Below are 21,754 nucleotides of genomic sequence, written 5' to 3' on the forward strand. Positions count from 1 at the left end.
GTCATACCTCGTCTAGCGATTGAGCGGCATCCAATGCCGCGCGGCCACGGGGGCCGTGGAAATATTCGTGAATCCACGCGTCGTCGGTTTCCGAGACGACATCGATGGCATCGGCCACCAGCACTTTCTTTTGTGCCAGCACCGCCACGCGGTCGGTGATGGTGTAGAGCGTGTCGAGGTCGTGGGTGACCAGAAACACACTCAGGCCCAGCGCATCGCGCAGGGTCAGGATCAGTTGATCAAATTGCGCCGCGCCAATCGGGTCGAGGCCGGCGGTGGGTTCGTCGAGAAACAGGATGTCCGGGTCCAGCGCCAGGGCCCGCGCCAATGCGGCCCGCTTGATCATGCCGCCGGACAGCGACGCCGGGTATTTATCCGCCGCCGACAGCGGCAGCCCGGCCAGCGCCAGCTTCACCGCGGCCAAGTGCTCGGCATCACGACGGCTGAGGCCGGCATGTTCAATCAACGGCAGCGCGACGTTCTCGGTGACGGTCAGCGAGGAAAACAGCGCGCCCTTCTGGAACAGCACGCCAAAGCGCCGTTCCACCAGCGAGCGTTCATGCTCGGAGAGGTTGGGCAGGTTTTTGCCGAATACGCGCACCTCGCCTTCACTGGGCCGGCGCAGGCCGACGATGCTGCGCAACAGCACTGACTTGCCGCTGCCGGAGCCGCCGACCACCGCGAGAATCTCGCCTTTGTACAACTCAAGATCGAGGTTTTCGTGCACGCTCTGGCTGCCAAAGCGGTTGCACAGGCCGCGCACTTCGATCACCGCCTCTGTCGGCGCACGGTGTTGACGACTCACCAGCCCATCTCCATAAAGAACATTGCGGCCACCGCATCCAGCACGATCACCACGAAAATCGATTGCACCACGCTGGAGGTGGTGTGGGCACCGACCGACTCCGCACTGCCACTGACCTTGAAGCCTTCAAGACAGCCAATCGCCGCGATCAGAAAGGCGAAGATCGGCGCTTTCACCATGCCGACGAGGAAGTGCTGTACGCCAATGTCGGATTGCAGCAGCGAAAGAAACATCGCCGGTGAAATATCCAGTGCCACGGCGCAGACCACGCCGCCGCCGACGATGCCCGAGAGCATCGCCAGAAACGTCAGCATCGGCAGCGACACCAGCAGTGCCATCACGCGCGGCAATACCAGCAGCTCCATCGGGTCCAGGCCCAGTGTGCGGATTGCGTCGATTTCTTCGTTGGCTTTCATCGAGCCGATTTGCGCGGTGAAGGCACTGGCGGTGCGGCCGGCGATGAGGATCGCGGTGAGCAACACGCCGAATTCGCGCAGGAACGAGAAGGCCACCAGGTCGACAGTGAACACCGTCGCGCCAAAGCTCTTAAGCACGGTGGCGCCGAGAAACGCCACTACCGCGCCCACCAGAAAAGTCAGCAAGGCCACGATGGGCGCCGCGTCGAGCCCGGTTTGTTCGATGTGCGCGACCATCGGCGTGATGCGCCAACGCTTGGGTCGGAGAATGCCCCGGGCGAACGTTTCGAGGATCAGGCCGATAAACCCGAGCAGTTGCTTGCTGTCTTGCCAGACCGTGTCCACCGCCCGCCCGATGCGCGCCAACACCTGAATGCCGGCGGCTTCTTCCGGTGCTTTGTCGGGTACGCAAAAATCATTGAGGGAGCGGTAGACGGTCTTGAGCAGCGCCCGGTCGGCGGTGGACAGGCTGCAATCGGATTGCTCGGTGGAATGCTCGATTCGGGTGGGGCCAAGCAGCTCAACCAGCAACGACGCGCCGGCGGTGTCCAGGGTGCCGAGGCCGTTAAGCTCGATGCGGGCGCCGGCGTCGTATTGACCGTCGAGCTTGTCCGACAGCTTCTTCAGGTTGGCGTAGTGGGCAAGCGTCCAGTCCCCCGTAATCCGGAGTAACGGCGGAGTGGTCGAGGTGTCGAGAAGGGCTGCGCCGGCTGTCGTGCTGGTGGTCATAAGCTCCGAGCTTGTTTGGCTATCCACAGTGGCTACGTAATAGCACGATACCGCCTACTTGGGGTTGTCCGTTTGTGCTGTGTCAGTGACTTTGAAGCGCAGTACGCCAATCACCTGGCCGTCTTCGGTGAGCACTTGCACCTGCCAGCGACCCACGGCCTCGGGCGGGAAGTTCTGCTTGTGGGTCCAGGCGCGGTAGCCTTCCTTGCGCCCGCCGTGGATATCCAGGGCGATGCGGTCGACTTCCTTGCCGTTGAATTTCCACACATGGTAGATGCGCTCGTCCAGCCCGCGCGGGGCGTTGATCGCGGTGTAGGCGTACAGCCCGCCGCTGCGCAGTTGAGCGGCGTTGACTTCGCGCAGGTCATCGCCCGGCGTGCGGTCTTGCAGCTGCGTGCTGATCGCCACTTCGGTCATCCACAGGGTGGCCGGCGGTACCCAACTGCGCAGGAACCAACCGGCGCAGCCAATGACGGCCGTCACACCCAGCAGCATCGCCCAGCCTTTGAGGCTGCGCAGTGGCAGGCTCACGGCCAGGCTTGGGATCGACAGTGCGATGGCTACGCCGAGTGCGAGTTTGTAACTTTCGGCGGTGGTCAGGTGCAGGATGATCGGCAGCGCGGTGAGCAGCGCGGCAAACAAGGTCAGGGTGTGCAGCGCCAGGAACAGCGAGCGTTTCGGCGCCAGCCACTTGTAGTACAGCGGGTCGATGATCGACACCAGCGCCGCCGCGCCGAGCAGGCCGGTAAACACCGACTGGCCGCTGTTCCACGCGGTGGTGACGAAAAAGAACGGCAGCACGAAGAACAGACTTTCCTGGTGGATCATCTGGGTGGCGTAACGCAGCAGCGGTTCGGGGATTTCGCGCTTGAATACCTTGGCGAACAGTTGAGTAAAGCTGTTTTCCAGCATCAGCCACAGCCAGCTCACCAGCATGATGACCGCGATCCAGCTGGCCATGCCTTGCTGGCGGTCCACCAGAATGAAGCTGCACACACCCGAGATAAAACCGCCGAGTGCGATCACCCCTGGGTAGCGCTTGATCAGTTCGATGACGCGCTGGACGAGGGGCGGCAGGTTTGGCATTGGCAGTTCACATTTGGTGTAGGAAAAATCCCGGACAGAATAACGTCTTGGCCCGGTGTTCGGTGCCTCATTACGTGACCCGTTTGCGATAAAGCCGCATACCGCCCAACGCAATGGCGATCAGTGCAACGACGCCGGCGCCGATCCAACTGAGGCTGTCGTAGCTCAGCAACGGTTTCTCGATACGCCAGTAACCCGGCTGGTTAAACACTTGACGCATGGCCTTGTCGGTTTGTTCCAGGCTAACGGCTTTGATGCGTTTGACCGGGTCGCTGAAGCGGCCGTTGTTGTAGTCGCCGGCAGCGCTCCAATAATAGTCGGCCAACGCGCTGTTACCTTGAATCGCCCACGCTTGGCGCGCGATGGCGGCTTGTTTAAGGCGGGCGAAGGTTGCCGGGTCGAGGCCGTCTTTAAGCAACTGGGCCTTGAGGTCTTGCAGCACCTGTTCGGCCTCCGGGAGGTTTTCCCGCTCAACGTCGGCATTCAAGCTGAGGAAACCGACGCCGCCGAGCACTTCACGTTCGCTCCAGGGGCCGTAGGACAAGCCGTGCTTAAGACGCAGCTGGCGGTACAGCGCCCAGTCGAGGTAGTCCTTGAGCAAGTCGTAGGTTTCATCATGCCCGTCGTCCAGCACCGGTTCGGGAAGCAGCAGGTGCAGCTTGGCGCTGTCACCGACCCAGCCGTGGATCAGGTCGCGGTGGCTGGCAGCGGCGTGCTGGATTTGCGGCAGTGGCAGATGCTCACTCGGCTCGACCGGGTCGAGTTGGCCGTAGGTGCGTTCCAGGTAGGCGGGCAGCAGTTTGTCGAGGTCGCCGACGATGATCAGGGTCATGTTGTTCGGTGCGTACCAACTTTTTCGCAGCTTCTCCAGTTGGTCGCGGGTCAGGTGATCGACCTCGGCACGCTCGGCGCATTTGAGGCCCAGTTCCACGGCCAGTTGATTGCTGGCGGTGTGGCCCAGGTCCTGACGGTCGAGCAGGCGTTGCAGGTGCGAGTAGTGGCCGCCGTCTTCGCGCTCGACCACCTGCTTGGCAGCGTTGATATTCGCGTCAGTCAGTTCGGTGCGGGTGAGGATCGCCAGCAACAGGTCGAGCACCTTGCGCTGGTTTTGTGCCGGGGCTTCGATCACGAAGGTGGTATCGGCGTTGCTGGTGTACGCATTCCACTCGCCGCCGAGGGCTTGCATGCGGTCTTCGAGGTCGCCTTCACCGCCGCCGTCGATGCCGCTGAACAGCACATGTTCGAGCAAGTGCGGCAGCTCTTTTTCCTCGCACTTGAAGTCATCCAGGCCTACACCCACCACCAGGCGAATGGCCACGTGCCCGCGCTCGGTGCCCGGTTTGAGCAGCAATTGCAGGCCGTTGGGCAAGGTGTAGCCCTCGACTTGCAGGCGGTCAAAGGCAAAGGCGTGTGCAGAGCCCATGAGCAGGCAGGCGAATAACAGGCGACGCATAACAAGCTTCCTGGCGAGTGGAGTCCATTGGTAACTGACTTCACTCGCCGTCTTACGTTCAGGGCGAATGGGTGATGTCGGCAATATCTTCGGCCGAGAGTGCGCCAGTGTCGGAGGTTTCCAACACCACATAAGCGCTGCTGCAGAAGAGTGAGTTGAGGCGCTTCATGTCGGCAATCAGCTCCAGGTGCAGGGAGCTGGTCTCCAGGCTCTGGACGATCTTGCGCTGCAAGCGGCTGACGTGGGCGTGGGCCAGGCGGCGTTCCTGGGCGCGGAAGCGGCGTTTCTCGCGCAGCAATTGGCGAGCGCTTTCCGGGTCGGCACTGAGGAACACCGTCAGGCCCAGGCGCAGGTTGGCAATCAACTGGGTATGCAGGCCGGCGAGCTCTTCCAGGCCGACTTCGGAAAACTGGCGGCGCTGTGAGGTTTTTTGCTGCTGGACCTTGCGCAGCATGCGTTCGATCAGGTCGCCGGCCAGTTTCAGGTTGATCGACAGCTCGATGATCTCGGCCCATCGGCGACTGTCGTGTTCGCTGAGGTCTTCGCGGGGCATTTGCGCCAGGTACAGCTTGATCGCGCTGTACAGCGCTTCGACGTCATCGCTGAGGCTGCGCATTTCCTGGGTGATCGCGGTTTGTTTGCCTTTCAGCACCTCGAGCATCGCCATGAGCATGTTGTCGATCAGGTCGCCCAGGCGCAGGGTTTCCCGCGCAGCGTTGGCCAGCGCCAGGCTTGGGGTGGCAAGTGAGGCCAGGTCGAGGTGGCGCGGCTTGGCTTTGCCGTTCAGCTCCGGCTGTTCCGGCAGCAGCCAGGCACACAGGCGGGCCATCAGGCCGATCGTCGGCAGCAGGATCAGGCAGCGACTGAGGTTGTATAGAACGTGGAAGGTAATGACCATGCCTTGGGCGCTGTAGTCCAGACCGTCCATCCAGCGTACGAGAGGGTCGAGTACCGGGATAATCAGCAGCAAGCCGATGAGTTTGTACAGCAGGCTGCCCAGCGCCACTTGGCGACCGGCGGCGTTTTGCATGTTGGTGCTGAGAAACGCCAACACGCCGCTGCCAATGTTGGCGCCGATTACCAGGCCGATGGCCACGTGCAAGCCGATTACACCCGCGCCGGCCAGGGTGGCGGTGAGCAATACGGCGGCCAGGCTGGAGTAGGAAATCATCGCGAACAGTGCGCCGACCAGGGCGTCGAGCAAGATGTCGCCGGTCAGCGAGGCGAAGATGACTTTGACGCCTTGGGCGTGAGTAATCGGCTCGGCGGCCTCGACGATCAATTGCAGCGCCAGAATGATCAGGCCCAGGCCGATCCCGACACGGCCCATCTGCCCTGCCCGCGTCTGTTTGCGCGACAGGAAGAAAATCACCCCGAGAAAAATCAGCAGCGGCGACAGCCAGGACAGGTCGAATGTCAGCACCCGCGCCATCAATGCGGTACCGACGTCGGCGCCGAGCATGGTCGCCAGGGCGGGCATCAAGCCCATCAGGCCTTGGCCGACGAAGGATGTGACCAGCATGGCCGTGGCGTTACTGCTCTGCACCATGGCCGTCACCAGAATACCGGCGACAAATGCCAGCCAGCGCTTGGACATGTTCTGCCCGATGACTTGGCGCAAGTTGGAACCGTAGACCCGCAAGATGCCGGTACGGACGATGTGCGTGCCCCAGATAAGCAGGGTCACGGCGGAAAGCAGATTGAGCAAGGTCAGCATGCTCGGCCCCCCGTGTGGGTGTGCCCCAAGTGGAGCGAAGTGAATTGACCGCGTGCCGTTCTACGTCTTGTGCTTAAGCTGTAGTTGGCGAATGGACTCGGCGCCAGCATCGCATAGCTAAAGTAGTGTTTGAAACAAAACTGTCATGAAATCAGCTTTTTGCAGATGAAAAAAAGGGGCTCGAAAGCCCCTTTTTCAGCAGCGGGTGCGTTTTATTGACCCGGTATGTCCTTGCGCAGTTTCACTGGGTCTTGCTGTTTGCGCTTTTTCGCGATCGAGGTGCGCATCTTGATGTTGACCGCTTCCACCGCCAGCGAGAACGCCATGGCGAAGTAGACGTAGCCTTTCGGTACGTGCACACCGAAGGATTCGGCGATCAGCACGGTACCTACGACCAGCAGGAACGACAGCGCGAGCATTTTCAGCGACGGGTGCTTGTCGATGAATTCGCTGATGGTGCCGGCGGCCAGCATCATCACCAGCACCGCCACGACGATGGCTGCAACCATGACCGGCACGTGGGAGACCATGCCGACGGCGGTGATCACCGAGTCCAGCGAGAACACGATGTCGATAATCGCGATCTGGATGATGGTGTAGATGAACTTGCCACCCTTGCCACCCGGCTCGTCGTGGGTTTCGTCTTCGCCCTCGAGCGCGTGGTACATCTCTTGCGAGCTTTTCCACAGCAGGAACAGGCCACCGAAGAACAGGATCAGGTCGCGACCGGAAATGCCTTGGCCGAACACCACGAACAAGTCGGCGGTGAGTTGCATGACCCAGGTGATCGACAGCAGCAACAGGATCCGCGTGACCATGGCCAGCGCCAAACCGAAGATCCGGGTGCGCGCCTGCATATGCTTGGGCATGCGGCTGACCAGGATCGAAATCATGATGATGTTATCGATGCCCAGGACGATCTCGAGGGCCGTCAGGGTGAAGAAGGCAATCCAGATTTCCGGATTGGTCAGCCATTCCATGTGTATTCCTTTGAGCAAGTGTTAAACCGCGCAAGCTGCAGCGCCGCGCGGTTGGGTGTGTAGGATTATAGAGTGCTGAACAGCGGAAAAATCCCCATCAGCAAAGCAGCGAACATTATGCACAGGCACACCAGCACTGCCCACTTGAGGGTGAAGCGCTGGTGATCGCCAAATTCGATACCGGCCAGAGCCACCAGCAGGTAGGTCGAGGGTACCAGCGGGCTGAGCAAATGCACGGGTTGGCCAACGATGGAGGCGCGGGCCATTTCCACGGCGGTGATGCCGTAGTGGCTGGCGGCTTCGGCGAGTACCGGCAGCACGCCGTAGTAGAACGCGTCGTTGGACATGAAGAAGGTGAACGGCATGCTCACCAGCGCGGTGATCACGGCCAGGTACGGGCCCATCGCTTCCGGGATGACCGCCAGCAGGCTCTTGGACATGGCGTCGACCATGCCGGTGCCCGACAGGATGCCAGTGAAGATACCGGCGGCGAAGATCAACCCGACGACCGCCAGTACGCTGCCGGCGTGGGCGGCGACACGGTCTTTCTGCTGTTGCAGGCACGGGTAGTTGACGATCATCGCGATACTGAACGCCACCATGAACAGCACGGGCAATGGCAGCAGGCCAGCGATCAGTGTGCACATCAGGGCCAGGGTCAGCGCGCCGTTGAACCAGATCAGTTTCGGACGGCGGGCATCCGGGTATTGCGACACGCTGATTTCGCTGTGGTCGATATCGTCACCTTGCAGGTGCAACTCACCCAGTCGGGCGCGTTCGCGCTTGCCGTACAGGTAGGCAATCACCAGGATCGCCACGACGCCTGCGGCCATGGCCGGGATCATCGGCACGAAAATATCCGATGGGTCCACATGCAGCGCACTGGCGGCGCGGGCGGTCGGGCCACCCCAGGGGGTCATGTTCATCACGCCACCGGCGAGGATGATCAGGCCGGCCATGATCCGCGGGCTCATGCCGATGCGCTGGTACAGCGGCAGCATGGCGGCCACGCAGATCATGTAGGTGGTGGCGCCGTCACCGTCGAGGGAGACGACCAGCGCCAGCACGGCGGTGCCGACCGAGACTTTCAGCGGGTCGCCCTTGACCATCTTGAGGATCTTGCGCACGGCCGGGTCAAACAGGCCGGAGTCGATCATCAGGGCAAAGTAGAGGATGGCGAACATCAGCATCACGCCGGTCGGCGCGAGCTTGGTGATGCCTTCGAGCATCATCGGGCCGATCTTCGGTGCGAAACCGCCGAACAGCGCGAACAGGATTGGCACGATGATCAGAGCGATCAGCGCAGACAGGCGCTTGGTCATGATCAGGAACATGAACGTGATGACCATGGCAAAGCCAAGGAAAGTCAGCATAGGAATACTCCAGGCGTAGCGTGGCTAGGGAATGGCGAACCGGGTGGCGGTCAGCGCAGTACGAAAGGCACGAGGCGTACGGGCGGAGTTGGGGCACACAGGCGGGTAGGAACGGACATCAGGAATCACCATTGTTGTTGTTAATAGCCGGTCTGTTGCCGGCAGTGGAGGCGATCCTAGACGGGGAAGCTTTCAGCCAGCTTTCGCTGGAAAAACAGGGGACACACGGTCTTTAGGCTCCCACAGTTGGACTGCGTTCGGCAGCAGGTTTCAGGGCAGTTCAAGGCCGCCAACGGCTTTGTGCAACGCGCGCAGGTGTTCGCCCATCTGCTTGAGGTTGGCTTCGCAGGCGGCGATTTCGTCGGCGCGGGAAGGATCCAACAGTGCCCTCACCTCTTTATCCAGGTCGCCGGTCAACGATTGCAGCTGCTTCTGGCGCTGGGCGCTTTCGGATTCGAGGCGTTTGGATTCCGACGGTTGCGGCAAGCCGTAGCCACCGCTGCCGAGCAGTTCCGCCGGGCGGCTGAGGAAGCCGCTATTGGTGAGGATTTGTTGCAGCGTGTTGTTAGCTTTCTCCATGCCGCCGTTTTTCAACTCACGGGCATTGAGGTAGCGCTGTTTGACTTCGTCCTGGGCCAGCATCAATTGCTTGCGATAGCTGGCCTGTTCCAGCAACAACAGCGCGGCGCTGGTGCGCAGGTCGGCCTGGCTGAACCATTGGCGGCGTTCTTCTGCGCTGAGGGACAGCCAGTCTTCAACCCTTGTCTGCTTGATCGGCAGGTGCTTGCGCAGCACGTCGAACATCGCCTGGTAGCGCTCGCGGAACGAGTCAAAGTGATAACCCAGACGCAGCGCTTCGCGTTTGTCGTTCAACACGCTGGTGTCGGCCAGACCGCGCGCGGCGAGGACTTCCAGCAAGCCGTTGGGGGTGATGTTGTCCAGGCCAGTCAATTGCGGGTTGGCACTGCCACTGCGCAGCAGTTTCAGGCTCTCTACCGCGCAGTTGTTGGAAATAAAGAAGTAATTGCCGTCGTAACTCCAGTGCATCTCGGCGGCGTGTTCGACGGTGTCGTTGATTTCCTGGCGCGAGAGCTTGAGCGGCACAGAGGCCAGGCCGCGCAGTTCGGTCTTGGTGTATTCATCGATGACTTGGGACAGCGGCAATACAAACAGGCGCGACGGGTATTTGCCGACCAGGCCGTCCCAGCTCGACAGCTGTACGTCACCGACGAAGGCGCGGTAGGACAACACCAGATGCTGGTCCAGATCCAGCCGGCAATCCGGGCCGCGCGGGCGGCCGGGCGCGCAAATCACCAGGCGCAACATGCTGTGGCCCCAGCGGCTCACCAGATTTTCATTGGCTTCAGCCAGCAGGTAGTCGATTTCGTAAACGCGCTCCGGGTCGATCTGGCCCAGCGGAGTCTTGGCGAAATCGTTGCCCGCGTTCAGGAACGCGTAAGTCTTGGCGCAGGTGTCCTGTTCCGGCGGCGCCCAGCCGAAGTGTTCCTTGTAATAGCGGAACAGCGAGGGACGGCGGCAGGCGTAACTTGGGTCGAGCAGGAAATACTCCATGTTGACCGCCACGAACTCCAGCGGGCTGGTGGTTTCGTAGATGTCCGGGCTGCGCGCAACCTGATGGTTGTTTTGTTCGCGCTCTCCGCGACGGCCCACGTATTGCGGCCAGCCGGCAAGGTCCAGCAGGCGCGGATCGTCACTGAGGGTAAAGCGGCGGTCGTTTTGACCCCGGCATTGATCGGGCAAACCAATCAGGCCGGTGATGTTGTTCTGGCGGCTGCAGCGATTGATCAGCGCGCGGTCCTCTTTGGTCCATAGGCGCGCGCGGTCATAAATGTGGGTCAGTTCGTGCAGCACGGTGGCGAGCATTTCGCGGCGCACAGTGCCGTGGGGGCGATTGGTCTTTTGGGTGGCGGCGCTGCCGTCGGTCAGGCTGGCGAGCAGGTTGCTGTTGAGGTCCAGTTCGGACACCAAAGAGGCCTGGCCGTAAGCGTTTTCCGGCATCTTGTCGGTCCAGCCGACATCAATGCGCCGGTCCAACTGCTCGATAAAGCGCGGTGGCAAAGAGCGCATGGCTTCATCGAGCAATGCCTGGCTGGCCTGCTGTTCGGCCGGGCTCAGGCCGTCGGTCTTGAGCCGCAGTTGCAGGCTGGCCTGGGCTGCGCCTGCACAGAGCAGCACAGTCCCGGCCAGGAGCCACGCGACGAATCGCCTCACAGAGCGAGGATAGCTTCGGCGAGGGTCTGGTCGGTGGCGTCGCGGGCTTCCGGTACGCGGGTGCGCAGGGTGTCGAACGCGGCTTCCAGTTGCGCGCCACGGATTTCGCCGTCGCTGGCGACGAAGCTGGCGGCGTCATCGTGGGCTTCGCGTACGACTTTGGAGTCGCGGATTGAGGTGGTGGTGTCCGAGGTGAAATCAATGGTGCGCGCAGAGGCTCGCACGATAATGTTACTGGTGGCCTTCAAGGTTTGCGCGTGGGCAACATCGGCCAACAACAGCAGGCCGAGAGCGGCGGCGATCAGCGGGCTACGCATGGAATAACTCCAGAATACAAAGATGGAAATACACGATGATTATTGGACGAGAATTGCCTGCGCCAGTTCAAGGTCGCTTGCATGAAGTTTTGGCCGGGTGCGGCGCAGGTAATCCAGTGCGGATTCCAGTCGTGCACCCCGCCATTGGCCGTCAGTGGCAATAAACGCGGCTGCATCATCCTGGGCGGCCAATACCAACTTTCTGTCAAAAGGTGCAGACGTCACCTTGCTGGTGGCGTACGCACTGATGACGGTGCTCTGGGCGGTCGTTTCAAAGGCCGAAGCCAAGGGCGACCAGCAGGCGGAAAACAACACGGGAACAATCAATAGACGGTATGAAAAAGCCATGGGACTCGACAACTGAAAGCGAGCGCCAAGGCTAGCGCAATGCCCAAGCGAGAGCCAGCGCTGACACATTTGGAAGCGCCTGGCGCTTCCAAATTTCATCTACCGTCAGATGGCCAGAATGGCCTGGGCCAACTGTGCGTCGGTGGCGGTATTCAGTTGCGGCGCTTGTTGGCGGATCTCAGCCAGGGCGCTTTCCAGTTTCACCCCACGGATGGCGCCTTCACTGGCGACAAAGCTGGCAGCGTCGTCACGGGCGGCCTGCACCACTTTGTTGTCGCGCAGGGACGAAGTGGCATCGGAGCTGGCGTCGGAAGTGGCTTTCAGTGCGCCGACGATGGAGTCGGTGGTCACAATGAAGCTGCTCGCGTTGGCGTTGGCAGCTACGGCCAACAGGGCGGCAGCACTCAGCAGACGAAGACGGGACATGGAATGACTCCTGTAGATGAACGAATAAAGCGGCGCAAAGCGGCCACTGTGAAACGGGCATTGTTGCTGTTGAGCATCAGACGCCAGTTCTACAAGGTTCGCCACGTAGGGAGTGGATCTTAAGCTGCCGTTTATCCGTTGGGGAAGCCTCTTGGCGGGTTAGCCACGCCAAAAGGGCTTGGACAACTCCGCCGTTCGGTCGCCCGAGGTGATACCGGCGTCGGACAGTTCACGGGAATCGAGCTGGGCCAGTTGGTGGGTTGTCATGGTGAGCGCCTTTAGTGAGGTCCTGGAACACCATGTTGAGCGGCCTGACACAACCATTACAGATACACCCATGCAGAATTGTACCTATAAATTGTTATGTTTTTTAAACTGTACTTGTCTGCATGCAATGGGTTTGTTTGGCCCTTGAAATCCAGATGCCGGAAACAACAAAGCCCGCCTCCGGTTTCCCGGGGCGGGCTTTGTTTTGACAAATCAGAGTGCTGGCAGTGGACCCGTCAGGTCAGGGCCAGCGAGCGCTGAATCAGCGCCAGAACGGCTTGCTCAGCTCTTCGTAGCGTTGAGCTTCGCTGATACCGGCGTCAGCCAGCAGACGCGAATCCAGGCGAGCCAGTTGATGGCGGCTGGAGATGCGACGCTGCCACAACATCAGGTTGGCGAGAACGCGCAAAGGCATTGCAGCTTGGTTGTTTACAGCTTTTTCGGAGAACAGATCGGAACTGAGTGTACGTTCCATGGTGACATCCTTCCGCTTGTGGCGGGATTAGGTAGTGGTTTAACTGATGCCAATGATCCGCTTCCGGCGCAAGACTCTCCAGATACAGTTCACCTGTATTGTGAGAGGCCAGTTAACTGTTTATAGCGGCTGTACTGTACGTAAATGGGGCAACTGTACCTGTCCGCACTTAAACAGTGCGAAATAGGTGTTTTCAGTGAAGTGTGCGGGATATTTCGGTAGGAAAAGACCGGTACAGCAGTACAGTTTTTTGCAGAAGTGCGAGTTGGGAAGCCGAGCTGATGAAACTGTGTTTGCATCAGCCCGAATCTGTATCAATCAAGCCTTGAGCATATGCCCGGTTTCTTCCAGGTTAATGTGCCAACTCAGTGCTTCGCGCAGGATGTGCGGCGTGTGGCCGCCGATGGCGCAGGCTGTATTGAAGTAAGTGTTCAGCGCATCGCGGTAGGCCGGGTGCACACAGTTGTCGATGATCACCCGTGCACGCTCGCGTGGCGCCAGGCCGCGCAGGTCGGCCAGGCCTACTTCGGTCACAAGGATGTCCACGTCATGCTCGGTGTGGTCCACATGACTGACCATCGGCACCACGCTGGAAATCGCGCCGCCTTTGGCAATCGATTTGGTCACGAAGATCGCCAGGTGCGCGTTGCGCGCGAAGTCCCCGGAGCCGCCAATGCCGTTCATTATCCGCGTGCCGCAGATGTGGGTGGAGTTGACGTTGCCATAGATATCGAACTCCAGCGCGGTGTTGATCCCGATAATCCCGAGGCGCCGTACCACTTCAGGGTGGTTGGAGATTTCCTGCGGGCGCAGTACCAACTTGTCCTTGTAGTGCTCCAGGTTGCCGAAAACGTCGGCATTGCGCCGCTCCGACAAGGTGATCGAGCTGCCGGAGGCAAAGCTCAGTTTGCCGGCGTCGATCAGGTCGAAGGTCGAGTCCTGCAACACTTCTGAATACATGGTGAGGTCTTCGAACGGCGAGTCGATCAGGCCACACATCACTGCGTTGGCGATGTTGCCGATCCCGGCCTGCAGCGGGCCGAGCTTGTTGGTCATGCGCCCGGCGTCCACTTCCTGCTTGAGAAAGTTGATCAGGTGATTGGCAATGCCTTGGGTATCGGCGTCCGGCGGCGTTACGGTCGAGGCGGAGTCGGACTGATTGGTGATCACGATGGCGACGATCTTCTCCGGCGGGATCGGAATCGCGGTGCTGCCAATGCGGTCGTCGACTTTCACCAGCGGGATCGGCGTGCGGGTCGGCCGGTAAGTCGGGATATAGATGTCGTGCAGCCCTTCCAGATTCGGGTTGTGCGCGAGGTTGATCTCGACGATCACCTGCTTGGCGAAAATCGCAAAGCTGGCCGAGTTGCCGACGGAGGTCGTGGGCACGATATGCCCTTGCTCAGTGATGGCGACGGCTTCGATCACGGCAATGTCCGGCAACTTGAGCTGATTGTTGCGCAGTTGCTCGACGGTTTCCGACAAATGCTGGTCGATAAACATCACTTGGCCGGCGTTGATGGCCTTACGCAAGGTACTGTCGACTTGAAATGGCATACGGCGGGACAGCACGCCGGCTTCGGTCAGTTGCTTGTCCAGGTCATTGCCCAGGCTGGCGCCGGTCATCAAGGTGATTTTCAGCGGGGAAGTCTTGGCGCGTTCGGCCAGGGCGTGGGGGACGGCCTTGGCTTCACCGGCGCGGGTGAAGCCGCTCATGCCGACGGTCATGCCGTCCTCGATCAGCGCTGCGGCGTCTGCCGCGCTCATGACCTTGTTCAACAACGAAGGCAAGCGGATACGTTCACGGTGCATGGATTGTTATCTCGGGCTACGGAAGCAAGGTGGGCAGTTTAGTGATTTCAAAAAAATTCGGCCCGCTACCATGGTCGAATGCCGGGGCGCGATTTAGAGCCTTTGGTCGGGTTTCATAAGCGTTAAAAAACCCCAGCCTACGGGAGGCCAGGGTTTTTGTATTGCGCTGGCGCAGTGTTATTCGACGGCTTTGACCATGTCTTCGATGACCTTTTTGGCATCACCGAAGACCATCATGGTCTTGTCCAGGTAGAACAACTCGTTGTCCAGGCCGGCGTAGCCGCTGGCCATCGAGCGCTTGTTGACGATGATGGTCTTGGCCTTGAACGCTTCGAGGATCGGCATGCCGGCAATCGGCGAGGTGGGATCATTCTTGGCGGCCGGGTTGACCACGTCGTTCGCGCCGAGCACCAGCACCACGTCGGCCTGGCCGAATTCGGAGTTGATGTCTTCCATCTCGAACACCTGGTCGTAAGGCACTTCCGCCTCGGCGAGCAGCACGTTCATGTGGCCGGGCATGCGGCCTGCCACCGGATGGATCGCGTACTTCACGGTCACGCCGCGGTGGGTCAGCTTCTCGGTCAGTTCCTTGAGCGCATGTTGCGCCCGGGCAACCGCGAGGCCATAGCCCGGCACAATGATCACGGTGTCGGCGTTGGTCAGCAGGAAGGTTGCGTCATCGGCCGAACCGGATTTCACCGGTCGGGCCTCTTTCGAACCTGCCGCTGCGCCGGCGTCCGGTGCGTTGCCGAAACCGCCCAGCAGTACATTAAAGAAGGAACGGTTCATCGCCTTGCACATGATGTACGACAGGATCGCGCCGCTGGAGCCCACCAGTGAGCCGGCGATGATCAGCATCGAGTTGTTCAGCGAGAAGCCAATGCCCGCCGCCGCCCAGCCAGAGTAGCTGTTGAGCATCGAGACCACGACCGGCATGTCGGCACCGCCAATCGGGATGATGATCAGCACGCCCAACACGAAGGCCAGGGCCAGCATCAGCGCGAAGGCTGTGAGGTTGCCGGTGAACATGAACACCAGTCCAAGACCCAGCGTCGCCAGGCCCAACACCAGGTTGAGTTTGTGTTGACCTCCGAACTGTACCGGTGCGCCCTGAAACAGGCGGAACTTGTACTTGCCCGACAGCTTGCCGAACGCGATAACCGAACCGGAGAAGGTAATTGCACCAATGGCTGCGCCGAGGAACAGCTCCAAGCGGTTACCCGCCGGGATCGCGTCGCCCAAGTGTTTGACGATGCCCAGCGATTGCGGCTCGACCACCGCCGCAATGGCAATAAACACCGCTGCCAGGCCGATCATGCTGTGCATGAATGCGACCAGCTCCGGCATCTTTGTCATTTCAACGCGCTTGGCCATGATCGAACCGGCAGTGCCGCCGACCAGCAGGCCCACAATCACATAGCCGATTCCAGCGGTGGCAAGCTCAGCGCCGAGCTTATAGATGAGGCCCACGGTGGTGAGCACCGCCAGCGCCATGCCGAGCATGCCGAACAGGTTGCCGCGTCGCGAGGTGGTTGGGTGCGACAGGCCTTTGAGGGCCTGGATAAAGCAGATCGACGCGATCAGGTAGAGCGTCGTGACGAGATTCATGCTCATGACGATGGCGCCTCTTCTTTTACTTTCGGGGCTTTCTTCTTGAACATCTCGAGCATGCGGCGCGTGACCAGGAAACCACCGAACACATTAACCGCCGCAAGCGCCACGGCCAGCGTGCCCATGGTTTTGCCTAGCGGAGTCACGGTGAGCGCCGCAGCCAACATGGCGCCGACGATAACGATCGCGGAAATCGCGTTGGTCACCGCCATCAGCGGCGTGTGCAGCGCGGGCGTTACGTTCCAGACCACGTGGTAACCGACATAAATCGCCAGCACAAAGATGATCAGGTTGTAGATACCGGGGGAGATAAGCTCTTCCATCGTCTGGATCCCTGCTTAGGCGTTTTTGCGGATGACTTGGCCGTCGCGGCACATCAGGCACGCGGCGACGATGTCGTCTTCGAGGTTGATTTCAAACTGCCCTTCCTTGTTGAAGACCAGCTTCAGAAAGTCCAGCAGGTTGCGTGCATATAAAGCAGAAGCATCGGCGGCGACGGCACCGGCCAGGTTGGTAGGGCCGCAAATGATCACGCCGTTCTGCACCACCACCTGGTCGGCGACGGTCAGCGGGCAGTTGCCGCCTTGGGCAGCGGCGAGGTCGATGACCACCGAGCCAGGCTTCATTTGCGCCACGGTGTCGGCGCTCAGCAGCGTCGGTGCTTTGCGGCCTGGAATCAGCGCAGTGGTGATGACGATGTCGGCAAGCTTGGCGCGTTCGTGCACAGCCAAGGCCTGGCGTTGCATCCAGCTGCTCGGCATCGGGCGTGCGTAACCGCCGACGCCGACGGCGCATTCGCGTTCTTCATCGGTTTCGTAAGGCACGTCGACGAACTTGGCGCCGAGGGACTCGATCTGCTCTTTCACGGCCGGGCGTACGTCAGACGCTTCGATCACCGCACCCAGACGTTTCGCTGTGGCGATGGCCTGCAAGCCTGCGACGCCTGCGCCGAGAATCAGCACGCGGGCAGCCTTAACAGTGCCGGCGGCGGTCATCAGCATCGGCATGAAGCGCGGGTAGTGATGGGCGGCCAGCAATACTGCTTTATAGCCGGCGATGTTGGCCTGGGACGACAACACGTCCAGGCTCTGGGCCCGAGAGGTGCGCGGCGCAGCTTCAAGCGCAAAGGCGGTGATGCCGCGCTCGGCCAGCCTGGCGATGGTTTCGTTGCTGAACGGGTTGAGCATGCCCACCAATACGGTGCCGCTTTTGATTCGCGCCAGTTCGCTGTCGCTGGGGGCAACCACCTTGAGAATCAGCTCTGCGCCAAACGCATCGTTGGCACTGCCAATGGTCGCGCCTGCCGTTTCATAGGCACTGTCGACGATGCTGGCGTTAATGCCTGCGCCGCTTTGTACAGTGACCTTATGGCCCTGGCCGATCAGCTTCTTGATGGTTTCCGGGGTGGCAGCCACCCGCGTTTCACCGGTCTGGGTTTCGAGAGGAACACCAATGTGCACGTCAAATCTCCTGCATGATCTTTTTGCTTTTGATCTTTTTGTAAAAAGGCCAGTGCACCGTGAGGAGCGCATCTGGGGCGACCGATCAGCACGATCCCGCCGAAATGACAGCGGGGCGCGGCATTTTGCAGGCGAACTTTACGGTCATCAAGGAATTATGACGGGTGACGAAAAATTAACTACAAGTCACCCTGTGACTGATTGTCGCATTGGTTTGGAATAACCGCTTTAAATACAGGTGTTTAAAGAGATTTGGCTGTTTTTTGAGTGGTTTTGAATGATTGCTGTGAATGGTCGTGCATTGGCAGGTAATAGTCGCTGCAAGCCATGAAAAATAAGGTGTTGGAGGGGATTTATGATCGATAAGTACAGTCTGCTTAAATGCGACATATACGTATATCTGTAGCGTCTTAATTTAGCTGACTACAGGGTCAGCAATATGCTGATCACCTTTAAACGCTTGGGCTGTAGTGCTGCGATTGATCAATTAACCAGTCTCTGAATGCGTGCAATGAGGCCGATTCGACCTTTCTCTCAGGAATTATCAGGTAATAAGCTTTCGAGCTGGTCAGTGCTTCAGGGTTGGCGATCACTAATTGCTGCTCGTCCAGCTCGCGCTGAATGAGGAACGGCGGTATCAGCGCTATGCCCATGTCATGCATGGCCGCCTGGGACAACATCGAGAATAGCTCGTAACGAGGGCCTGTCATGTCGCGGGGCACGTTGAGCTGCCGGGCGTTAAACCACTGGCGCCAAGCGTAAGGCCGAGTGGTTTGCTGCAGCAGTGGCAGCTCTGCGATTTCATGTGGACTGAAACGGGTTCGCGTCCCGAGTAATCGCGGGCTGCAGACGGGCACGGGGTTCTCGCCCATCAGCCGGTGGGATTCGGTACCGGACCAGTCGGCATCGCCGAAGTAGATCGCTGCGTCGAATTCGGTATCGGCAAACAGGAAGGGTCGCGTGCGGTTGGTAAGGTTGACCGTGACCTCCGGGTGCTTGACCTGGAAATCCTTGAGGCGAGGGATCAGCCATTGGGTGCCGAAGGTAGGCACCACCGCCAGTTCGATGACGTTGGCGCCCTGCTGTCCCATTACTGACAAGGTGTCGCGTTCTACGGCATCCAGCTGCATGGCCACGCGGCGGCTGTAAGACAGCCCGGCTTCAGTCAGTTTTACGCCGCGCCGAGAGCGGCGAAACAGCTCGACACTCAAAAACTCCTCAAGACTCGCAATTTGTCGGCAGATCGCGCCTTGGGTGATGGAAAGCTCGTGCGCCGCCTTTGTAAAGCTCTCGTGGCGGGCTGCTGCCTCAAAACTGACCAGGGCGGTGGTGCTGGGAATTTTTCTGCGCATGTACCTTGTCCTCACTTGAAAAACGCTTTTATGGCATTCGTCGCGGTTTCGAAGTGAGAAATTAGCACAACCCTATGCACAAACCTCGTTTGCCCTCCTCGCCTGCGCGGCCTAGTCTGCTTCTACGACTTCTGATTTCTTCGCGAGGACTTATTCATGGCTGGCAAGGCAAGCTTCAACTGGATCGATCCACTGCTGCTGGATCAACAGCTCACCGAAGAAGAGCGCATGGTGCGCGACAGTGCTGAGCAGTTCGCCCAGAGCAAATTGGCGCCCCGTGTGCTCGAAGCCTTCCGTCATGAGAAGACCGACCCTGCAATCTTTCGCGAAATGGGCGAAATCGGCCTGCTGGGCGCAATGATTCCAGAGCAGTACGGCGGCAGTGGCTTGAACTACGTCAGCTACGGGTTGATTGCCCGTGAGGTCGAGCGTGTCGATTCCGGCTACCGCTCGATGATGAGTGTGCAGTCCTCACTGGTCATGGTGCCCATCAATGAGTTTGGCACCGAGGCGCAAAAGCAGAAGTACCTGCCAAAACTGGCTTCCGGCGAGTGGATCGGCTGCTTCGGCCTGACTGAACCTGACCACGGCTCCGACCCGGGTGCGATGATTACCCGTGCGCGCAAGGTGGACGGCGGCTACAGCCTGACCGGCGCGAAGATGTGGATCACCAATAGCCCGATCGCCGATGTGTTCGTGGTGTGGGGCAAGGACGATGCCGGCGATATCCGCGGGTTTGTCCTCGAGAAAGGCTGGAAGGGGCTGAGCGCTCCGGCGATTCACGGCAAGGTCGGCCTGCGCGCCTCCATCACCGGTGAGATCGTGATGGACAATGTGTTTGTGCCGGACGAGAACATTTTCCCGGATGTGCGCGGCTTGAAGGGGCCATTCACCTGCCTTAACTCGGCGCGCTACGGCATTTCCTGGGGGGCGCTGGGTGCTGCCGAGTTCTGCTGGCACACCGCCCGCCAGTACACTCTGGACCGTCAACAGTTTGGCCGCCCACTGGCAGCGACTCAGTTGATCCAGAAGAAGCTGGCGGATATGCAGACGGAGATCACCCTCGCCTTGCAGGGCTGTCTGCGTTTGGGGCGTATGAAAGATGAAGGTACGGCGGCGGTTGAGATCACATCGATCATGAAGCGCAACTCGTGCGGCAAATCCCTGGATATCGCGCGCATGGCGCGGGACATGTTGGGTGGCAACGGCATATCCGACGAATTCGGGGTGGCGCGTCACTTGGTCAACCTGGAAGTGGTGAACACCTATGAGGGGACCCATGACGTGCATGCCTTGATCCTTGGGCGCGCGCAAACCGGTCTTCAGGCTTTCTATTAATAGGAGCACGGCATGGGCGCGCTTTCACATCTGCGGGTACTGGATTTATCGCGAGTGCTGGCGGGCCCCTGGTCCGGGCAGATTCTTGCGGACCTTGGTGCGGAGGTCATCAAGGTCGAGCGGCCGGGTAATGGGGATGACACGCGTGCGTGGGGGCCGCCCTTCCTTAAGGATGCCTATGGTGAGAACACCAGTGAGGCGGCGTACTACCTGTCGGCCAACCGCAATAAGGAGTCGGTGACCATCGACTTCACGCGGCCGGAGGGGCAGAAGCTGGTGCGTGACCTGGCGGCCAAGTCCGACATCCTGATCGAGAACTTCAAGGTGGGCGGTCTGGCAGCCTATGGGCTGGATTATGAATCGCTGAAGGAGATTAATCCGGAGTTGATCTATTGCTCGATCACCGGGTTTGGTCAGACCGGGCCTTACGCGGGGCGTGCAGGCTACGACTTCATGATTCAGGGCTTGGGTGGGCTGATGAGTCTCACCGGCCGACCTGAGGGCGATGAGGGTGCCGGGCCGGTGAAGGTCGGCGTGGCGCTGACCGACATCCTGACGGGGCTCTACTCGACGGTTGCGATTCTGGCGGCGTTGGCTCATCGGGATCATGACGGTGGCGGGCAACATATCGACATGGCATTGCTGGACGTGCAGGTCGCCTGCCTGGCTAACCAGGCAATGAATTACCTGACGACGGGTGTGTCACCCAAGCGGCTGGGTAATGCTCATCCTAATATCGTGCCGTACCAGGATTTCCCCACGGCAGATGGCGACTTCATCCTGACCGTGGGTAATGACGGGCAGTTTCGCAAGTTCGCTGAAGTGGCTGGGCAGCCGCAGTGGGCGGATGATCCGCGCTTCGCCACTAATAAGGTGCGGGTGGCCAATCGCGCTGAGCTGATTCCGCTGATTCGTCAGGCCACGGTCTTCAAGACGACGGCTGAGTGGGTGGCGCAGCTGGAACGCGTGGGTGTGCCCTGCGGGCCGATCAATGATCTGGAGCAGGTGTTTGCCGACCCCCAGGTGAAAGCGCGCGGGTTGGCAATGGCATTACCGCATCCGCTGGCGGGGATGGTGCCTCAGGTTGCCAGCCCGATGCGTTTGTCCAAGACGCCTGTGGAGTATCGCAGTGCGCCTCCTCTATTAGGAGAGCATACGGCCAAGGTACTGCAAGACGTTCTAGGGCTGGGGGCGGCCAACGTGGCTGCTTTAAAAGAGTCGGGTGTTATCTGAGTGCGCTCTTCTATATAGAAGAGTTAATTGGTTCTTTTTGGTGGTTTTTTGATCAAACCTAAGTAATTGATAGAAAAGCGTAATAAAGGGTTGACGGCAGATTCTGGAAGTCTATAATTCGCCCCACTTCCGGCGCAGTCGAAACGGAAAACTCCTTAGTAAACAAAGAGTTACGCAAGAATCGACAGCGAGTTGCTTCAGTTCATCGAAGCCCAGAAGGAGTTAATAGAGCAGTGTTGTTTAGCTTTATTAACGTTTCGATCTTCTCGGTCGAAAGCGGAGAAAAAGAGGTGTTGACAGCAGCGTGTAACGCTGTAGAATTCG

20 protein-coding genes are annotated in these 21,754 nt (G+C 59.8%); 2 read left to right on the forward strand and 18 right to left on the reverse strand.

The window, feature by feature from the left end:
* Position 1: 1 nt before the first annotated feature.
* The 18 genes from Q7C20_RS23355 to Q7C20_RS23440 form a co-directional block, all read right to left on the reverse strand.
* Positions 2-805: an ABC transporter ATP-binding protein gene (locus Q7C20_RS23355; protein ID WP_375070586.1), complete on the reverse strand. Its 804-nt coding sequence runs from the start codon at positions 803-805 to the stop codon at positions 2-4.
* Entirely contained in the window at positions 802-1,950 is a 1,149-nt protein-coding gene (locus tag Q7C20_RS23360) for an MlaE family ABC transporter permease (RefSeq protein ID WP_375070588.1), read from the reverse strand. The genes Q7C20_RS23355 and Q7C20_RS23360 overlap by 4 nt, the downstream gene beginning before the upstream one ends.
* A 54-nt stretch (positions 1,951-2,004) precedes the next feature.
* On the reverse strand, positions 2,005-3,036 hold the full coding sequence (locus Q7C20_RS23365) for a DUF5924 family protein (RefSeq protein WP_375070590.1): 1,032 nt from the start codon (positions 3,034-3,036) through the stop codon (positions 2,005-2,007).
* A gap of 70 nt (positions 3,037-3,106) precedes the next feature.
* The gene (locus Q7C20_RS23370) at positions 3,107-4,489 is read right to left on the reverse strand and encodes a M16 family metallopeptidase (RefSeq protein ID WP_375070592.1); all 1,383 of its coding nucleotides are present in this window, start codon (positions 4,487-4,489) and stop codon (positions 3,107-3,109) included.
* Positions 4,490-4,547: 58 nt separating this feature from the next.
* Positions 4,548-6,206 carry a Na/Pi cotransporter family protein gene (locus Q7C20_RS23375; RefSeq protein ID WP_348054661.1) on the reverse strand — a complete coding sequence of 553 codons (1,659 nt, stop codon included), beginning with the start codon at positions 6,204-6,206 and terminating at the stop codon, positions 4,548-4,550.
* Positions 6,207-6,418: 212 nt separating this feature from the next.
* A complete protein-coding gene (locus Q7C20_RS23380; protein ID WP_348054660.1) occupies positions 6,419-7,186 on the reverse strand; it encodes a TerC family protein in 768 nt (255 codons plus the stop codon).
* 65 nt (positions 7,187-7,251) lie between these two features.
* Positions 7,252-8,559, reverse strand: a complete 1,308-nt coding sequence (locus tag Q7C20_RS23385; protein ID WP_375070594.1) for a CitMHS family transporter — start codon at positions 8,557-8,559, stop codon at positions 7,252-7,254.
* Positions 8,560-8,829: 270 nt separating this feature from the next.
* Positions 8,830-10,791, reverse strand: a complete 1,962-nt coding sequence (locus tag Q7C20_RS23390) for a DUF4105 domain-containing protein (RefSeq protein ID WP_375070596.1) — start codon at positions 10,789-10,791, stop codon at positions 8,830-8,832.
* Positions 10,788-11,108 carry a DUF2388 domain-containing protein gene (locus tag Q7C20_RS23395; RefSeq protein ID WP_375070598.1) on the reverse strand — a complete coding sequence of 107 codons (321 nt, stop codon included), beginning with the start codon at positions 11,106-11,108 and terminating at the stop codon, positions 10,788-10,790. Before Q7C20_RS23395 ends, Q7C20_RS23390 begins: the two co-directional genes overlap by 4 nt.
* Before the next feature lie 39 nt (positions 11,109-11,147).
* The gene (locus Q7C20_RS23400) at positions 11,148-11,456 is read right to left on the reverse strand and encodes a DUF2388 domain-containing protein (protein ID WP_375070600.1); all 309 of its coding nucleotides are present in this window, start codon (positions 11,454-11,456) and stop codon (positions 11,148-11,150) included.
* Between the two features lie 105 nt (positions 11,457-11,561).
* Positions 11,562-11,882, reverse strand: coding sequence for a DUF2388 domain-containing protein (locus tag Q7C20_RS23405; RefSeq protein WP_348054655.1), 321 nt, complete (start codon positions 11,880-11,882; stop codon positions 11,562-11,564).
* Positions 11,883-12,041: 159 nt separating this feature from the next.
* A complete protein-coding gene (locus Q7C20_RS23410; protein WP_375070603.1) occupies positions 12,042-12,149 on the reverse strand; it encodes a DUF1127 domain-containing protein in 108 nt (35 codons plus the stop codon).
* A gap of 262 nt (positions 12,150-12,411) precedes the next feature.
* Positions 12,412-12,624 (reverse strand): DUF1127 domain-containing protein, encoded by a 213-nt coding sequence (locus tag Q7C20_RS23415; protein WP_049710714.1) that lies wholly within the window; start codon positions 12,622-12,624, stop codon positions 12,412-12,414.
* 318 nt (positions 12,625-12,942) lie between these two features.
* On the reverse strand, positions 12,943-14,436 hold the full coding sequence (locus Q7C20_RS23420) for an acetyl-CoA hydrolase/transferase family protein (protein WP_375070606.1): 1,494 nt from the start codon (positions 14,434-14,436) through the stop codon (positions 12,943-12,945).
* A 177-nt stretch (positions 14,437-14,613) separates the two neighbouring features.
* Entirely contained in the window at positions 14,614-16,050 is a 1,437-nt protein-coding gene (locus Q7C20_RS23425) for an NAD(P)(+) transhydrogenase (Re/Si-specific) subunit beta (protein ID WP_375070608.1), read from the reverse strand.
* On the reverse strand, positions 16,047-16,370 hold the full coding sequence (locus Q7C20_RS23430; protein WP_003170836.1) for an NAD(P) transhydrogenase subunit alpha: 324 nt from the start codon (positions 16,368-16,370) through the stop codon (positions 16,047-16,049). The genes Q7C20_RS23425 and Q7C20_RS23430 overlap by 4 nt, the downstream gene beginning before the upstream one ends.
* 15 nt (positions 16,371-16,385) lie before the next feature.
* On the reverse strand, positions 16,386-17,507 hold the full coding sequence (locus Q7C20_RS23435) for a Re/Si-specific NAD(P)(+) transhydrogenase subunit alpha (protein WP_375070610.1): 1,122 nt from the start codon (positions 17,505-17,507) through the stop codon (positions 16,386-16,388).
* A 452-nt stretch (positions 17,508-17,959) separates the two neighbouring features.
* On the reverse strand, positions 17,960-18,859 hold the full coding sequence (locus Q7C20_RS23440) for a LysR family transcriptional regulator (RefSeq protein WP_375070612.1): 900 nt from the start codon (positions 18,857-18,859) through the stop codon (positions 17,960-17,962).
* Between the two features lie 156 nt (positions 18,860-19,015).
* Here Q7C20_RS23440 and Q7C20_RS23445 point away from each other — a divergent pair, with 156 nt between their 5' ends.
* Together Q7C20_RS23445 and Q7C20_RS23450 are read left to right on the forward strand one after the other, a co-directional pair.
* Positions 19,016-20,197: an acyl-CoA dehydrogenase gene (locus Q7C20_RS23445; RefSeq protein WP_348054650.1), complete on the forward strand. Its 1,182-nt coding sequence runs from the start codon at positions 19,016-19,018 to the stop codon at positions 20,195-20,197.
* A gap of 12 nt (positions 20,198-20,209) precedes the next feature.
* Complete coding sequence (locus Q7C20_RS23450; RefSeq protein WP_375070615.1) at positions 20,210-21,430, forward strand: CaiB/BaiF CoA transferase family protein; 1,221 nt, start codon at positions 20,210-20,212, stop codon at positions 21,428-21,430.
* Positions 21,431-21,754 lie beyond the last annotated feature (324 nt).

Origin of the sequence: Pseudomonas sp. AMR01 (genome assembly GCF_041946035.1) — a bacterium.
GTDB lineage: Bacteria > Pseudomonadota > Gammaproteobacteria > Pseudomonadales > Pseudomonadaceae > Aquipseudomonas > Aquipseudomonas antarctica_B.

What these genes read in the sequence shown, in the direction of transcription:
- Q7C20_RS23360 (WP_375070588.1), bottom strand. Translation starts at nt 1,950, where the DNA reads ATGACCACCAGCACGACAGCCGGCGCAGCCCTTCTCGACACCTCGACC.
- Q7C20_RS23365 (WP_375070590.1), bottom strand. Translation starts at nt 3,036, where the DNA reads ATGCCAAACCTGCCGCCCCTCGTCCAGCGCGTCATCGAACTGATCAAG.
- Q7C20_RS23370 (WP_375070592.1), bottom strand. Translation starts at nt 4,489, where the DNA reads ATGCGTCGCCTGTTATTCGCCTGCCTGCTCATGGGCTCTGCACACGCC.
- Q7C20_RS23375 (WP_348054661.1), bottom strand. Translation starts at nt 6,206, where the DNA reads ATGCTGACCTTGCTCAATCTGCTTTCCGCCGTGACCCTGCTTATCTGG.
- Q7C20_RS23380 (WP_348054660.1), bottom strand. Translation starts at nt 7,186, where the DNA reads ATGGAATGGCTGACCAATCCGGAAATCTGGATTGCCTTCTTCACCCTG.
- Q7C20_RS23385 (WP_375070594.1), bottom strand. Translation starts at nt 8,559, where the DNA reads ATGCTGACTTTCCTTGGCTTTGCCATGGTCATCACGTTCATGTTCCTG.
- Q7C20_RS23395 (WP_375070598.1), bottom strand. Translation starts at nt 11,108, where the DNA reads ATGCGTAGCCCGCTGATCGCCGCCGCTCTCGGCCTGCTGTTGTTGGCC.
- Q7C20_RS23400 (WP_375070600.1), bottom strand. Translation starts at nt 11,456, where the DNA reads ATGGCTTTTTCATACCGTCTATTGATTGTTCCCGTGTTGTTTTCCGCC.
- Q7C20_RS23405 (WP_348054655.1), bottom strand. Translation starts at nt 11,882, where the DNA reads ATGTCCCGTCTTCGTCTGCTGAGTGCTGCCGCCCTGTTGGCCGTAGCT.
- Q7C20_RS23410 (WP_375070603.1), bottom strand. Translation starts at nt 12,149, where the DNA reads ATGACAACCCACCAACTGGCCCAGCTCGATTCCCGTGAACTGTCCGAC.
- Q7C20_RS23415 (WP_049710714.1), bottom strand. Translation starts at nt 12,624, where the DNA reads ATGGAACGTACACTCAGTTCCGATCTGTTCTCCGAAAAAGCTGTAAAC.
- Q7C20_RS23420 (WP_375070606.1), bottom strand. Translation starts at nt 14,436, where the DNA reads ATGCACCGTGAACGTATCCGCTTGCCTTCGTTGTTGAACAAGGTCATG.
- Q7C20_RS23425 (WP_375070608.1), bottom strand. Translation starts at nt 16,050, where the DNA reads ATGAGCATGAATCTCGTCACGACGCTCTACCTGATCGCGTCGATCTGC.
- Q7C20_RS23430 (WP_003170836.1), bottom strand. Translation starts at nt 16,370, where the DNA reads ATGGAAGAGCTTATCTCCCCCGGTATCTACAACCTGATCATCTTTGTG.
- Q7C20_RS23440 (WP_375070612.1), bottom strand. Translation starts at nt 18,859, where the DNA reads ATGCGCAGAAAAATTCCCAGCACCACCGCCCTGGTCAGTTTTGAGGCA.
- Q7C20_RS23445 (WP_348054650.1), top strand. Translation starts at nt 19,016, where the DNA reads ATGGCTGGCAAGGCAAGCTTCAACTGGATCGATCCACTGCTGCTGGAT.
- Q7C20_RS23450 (WP_375070615.1), top strand. Translation starts at nt 20,210, where the DNA reads ATGGGCGCGCTTTCACATCTGCGGGTACTGGATTTATCGCGAGTGCTG.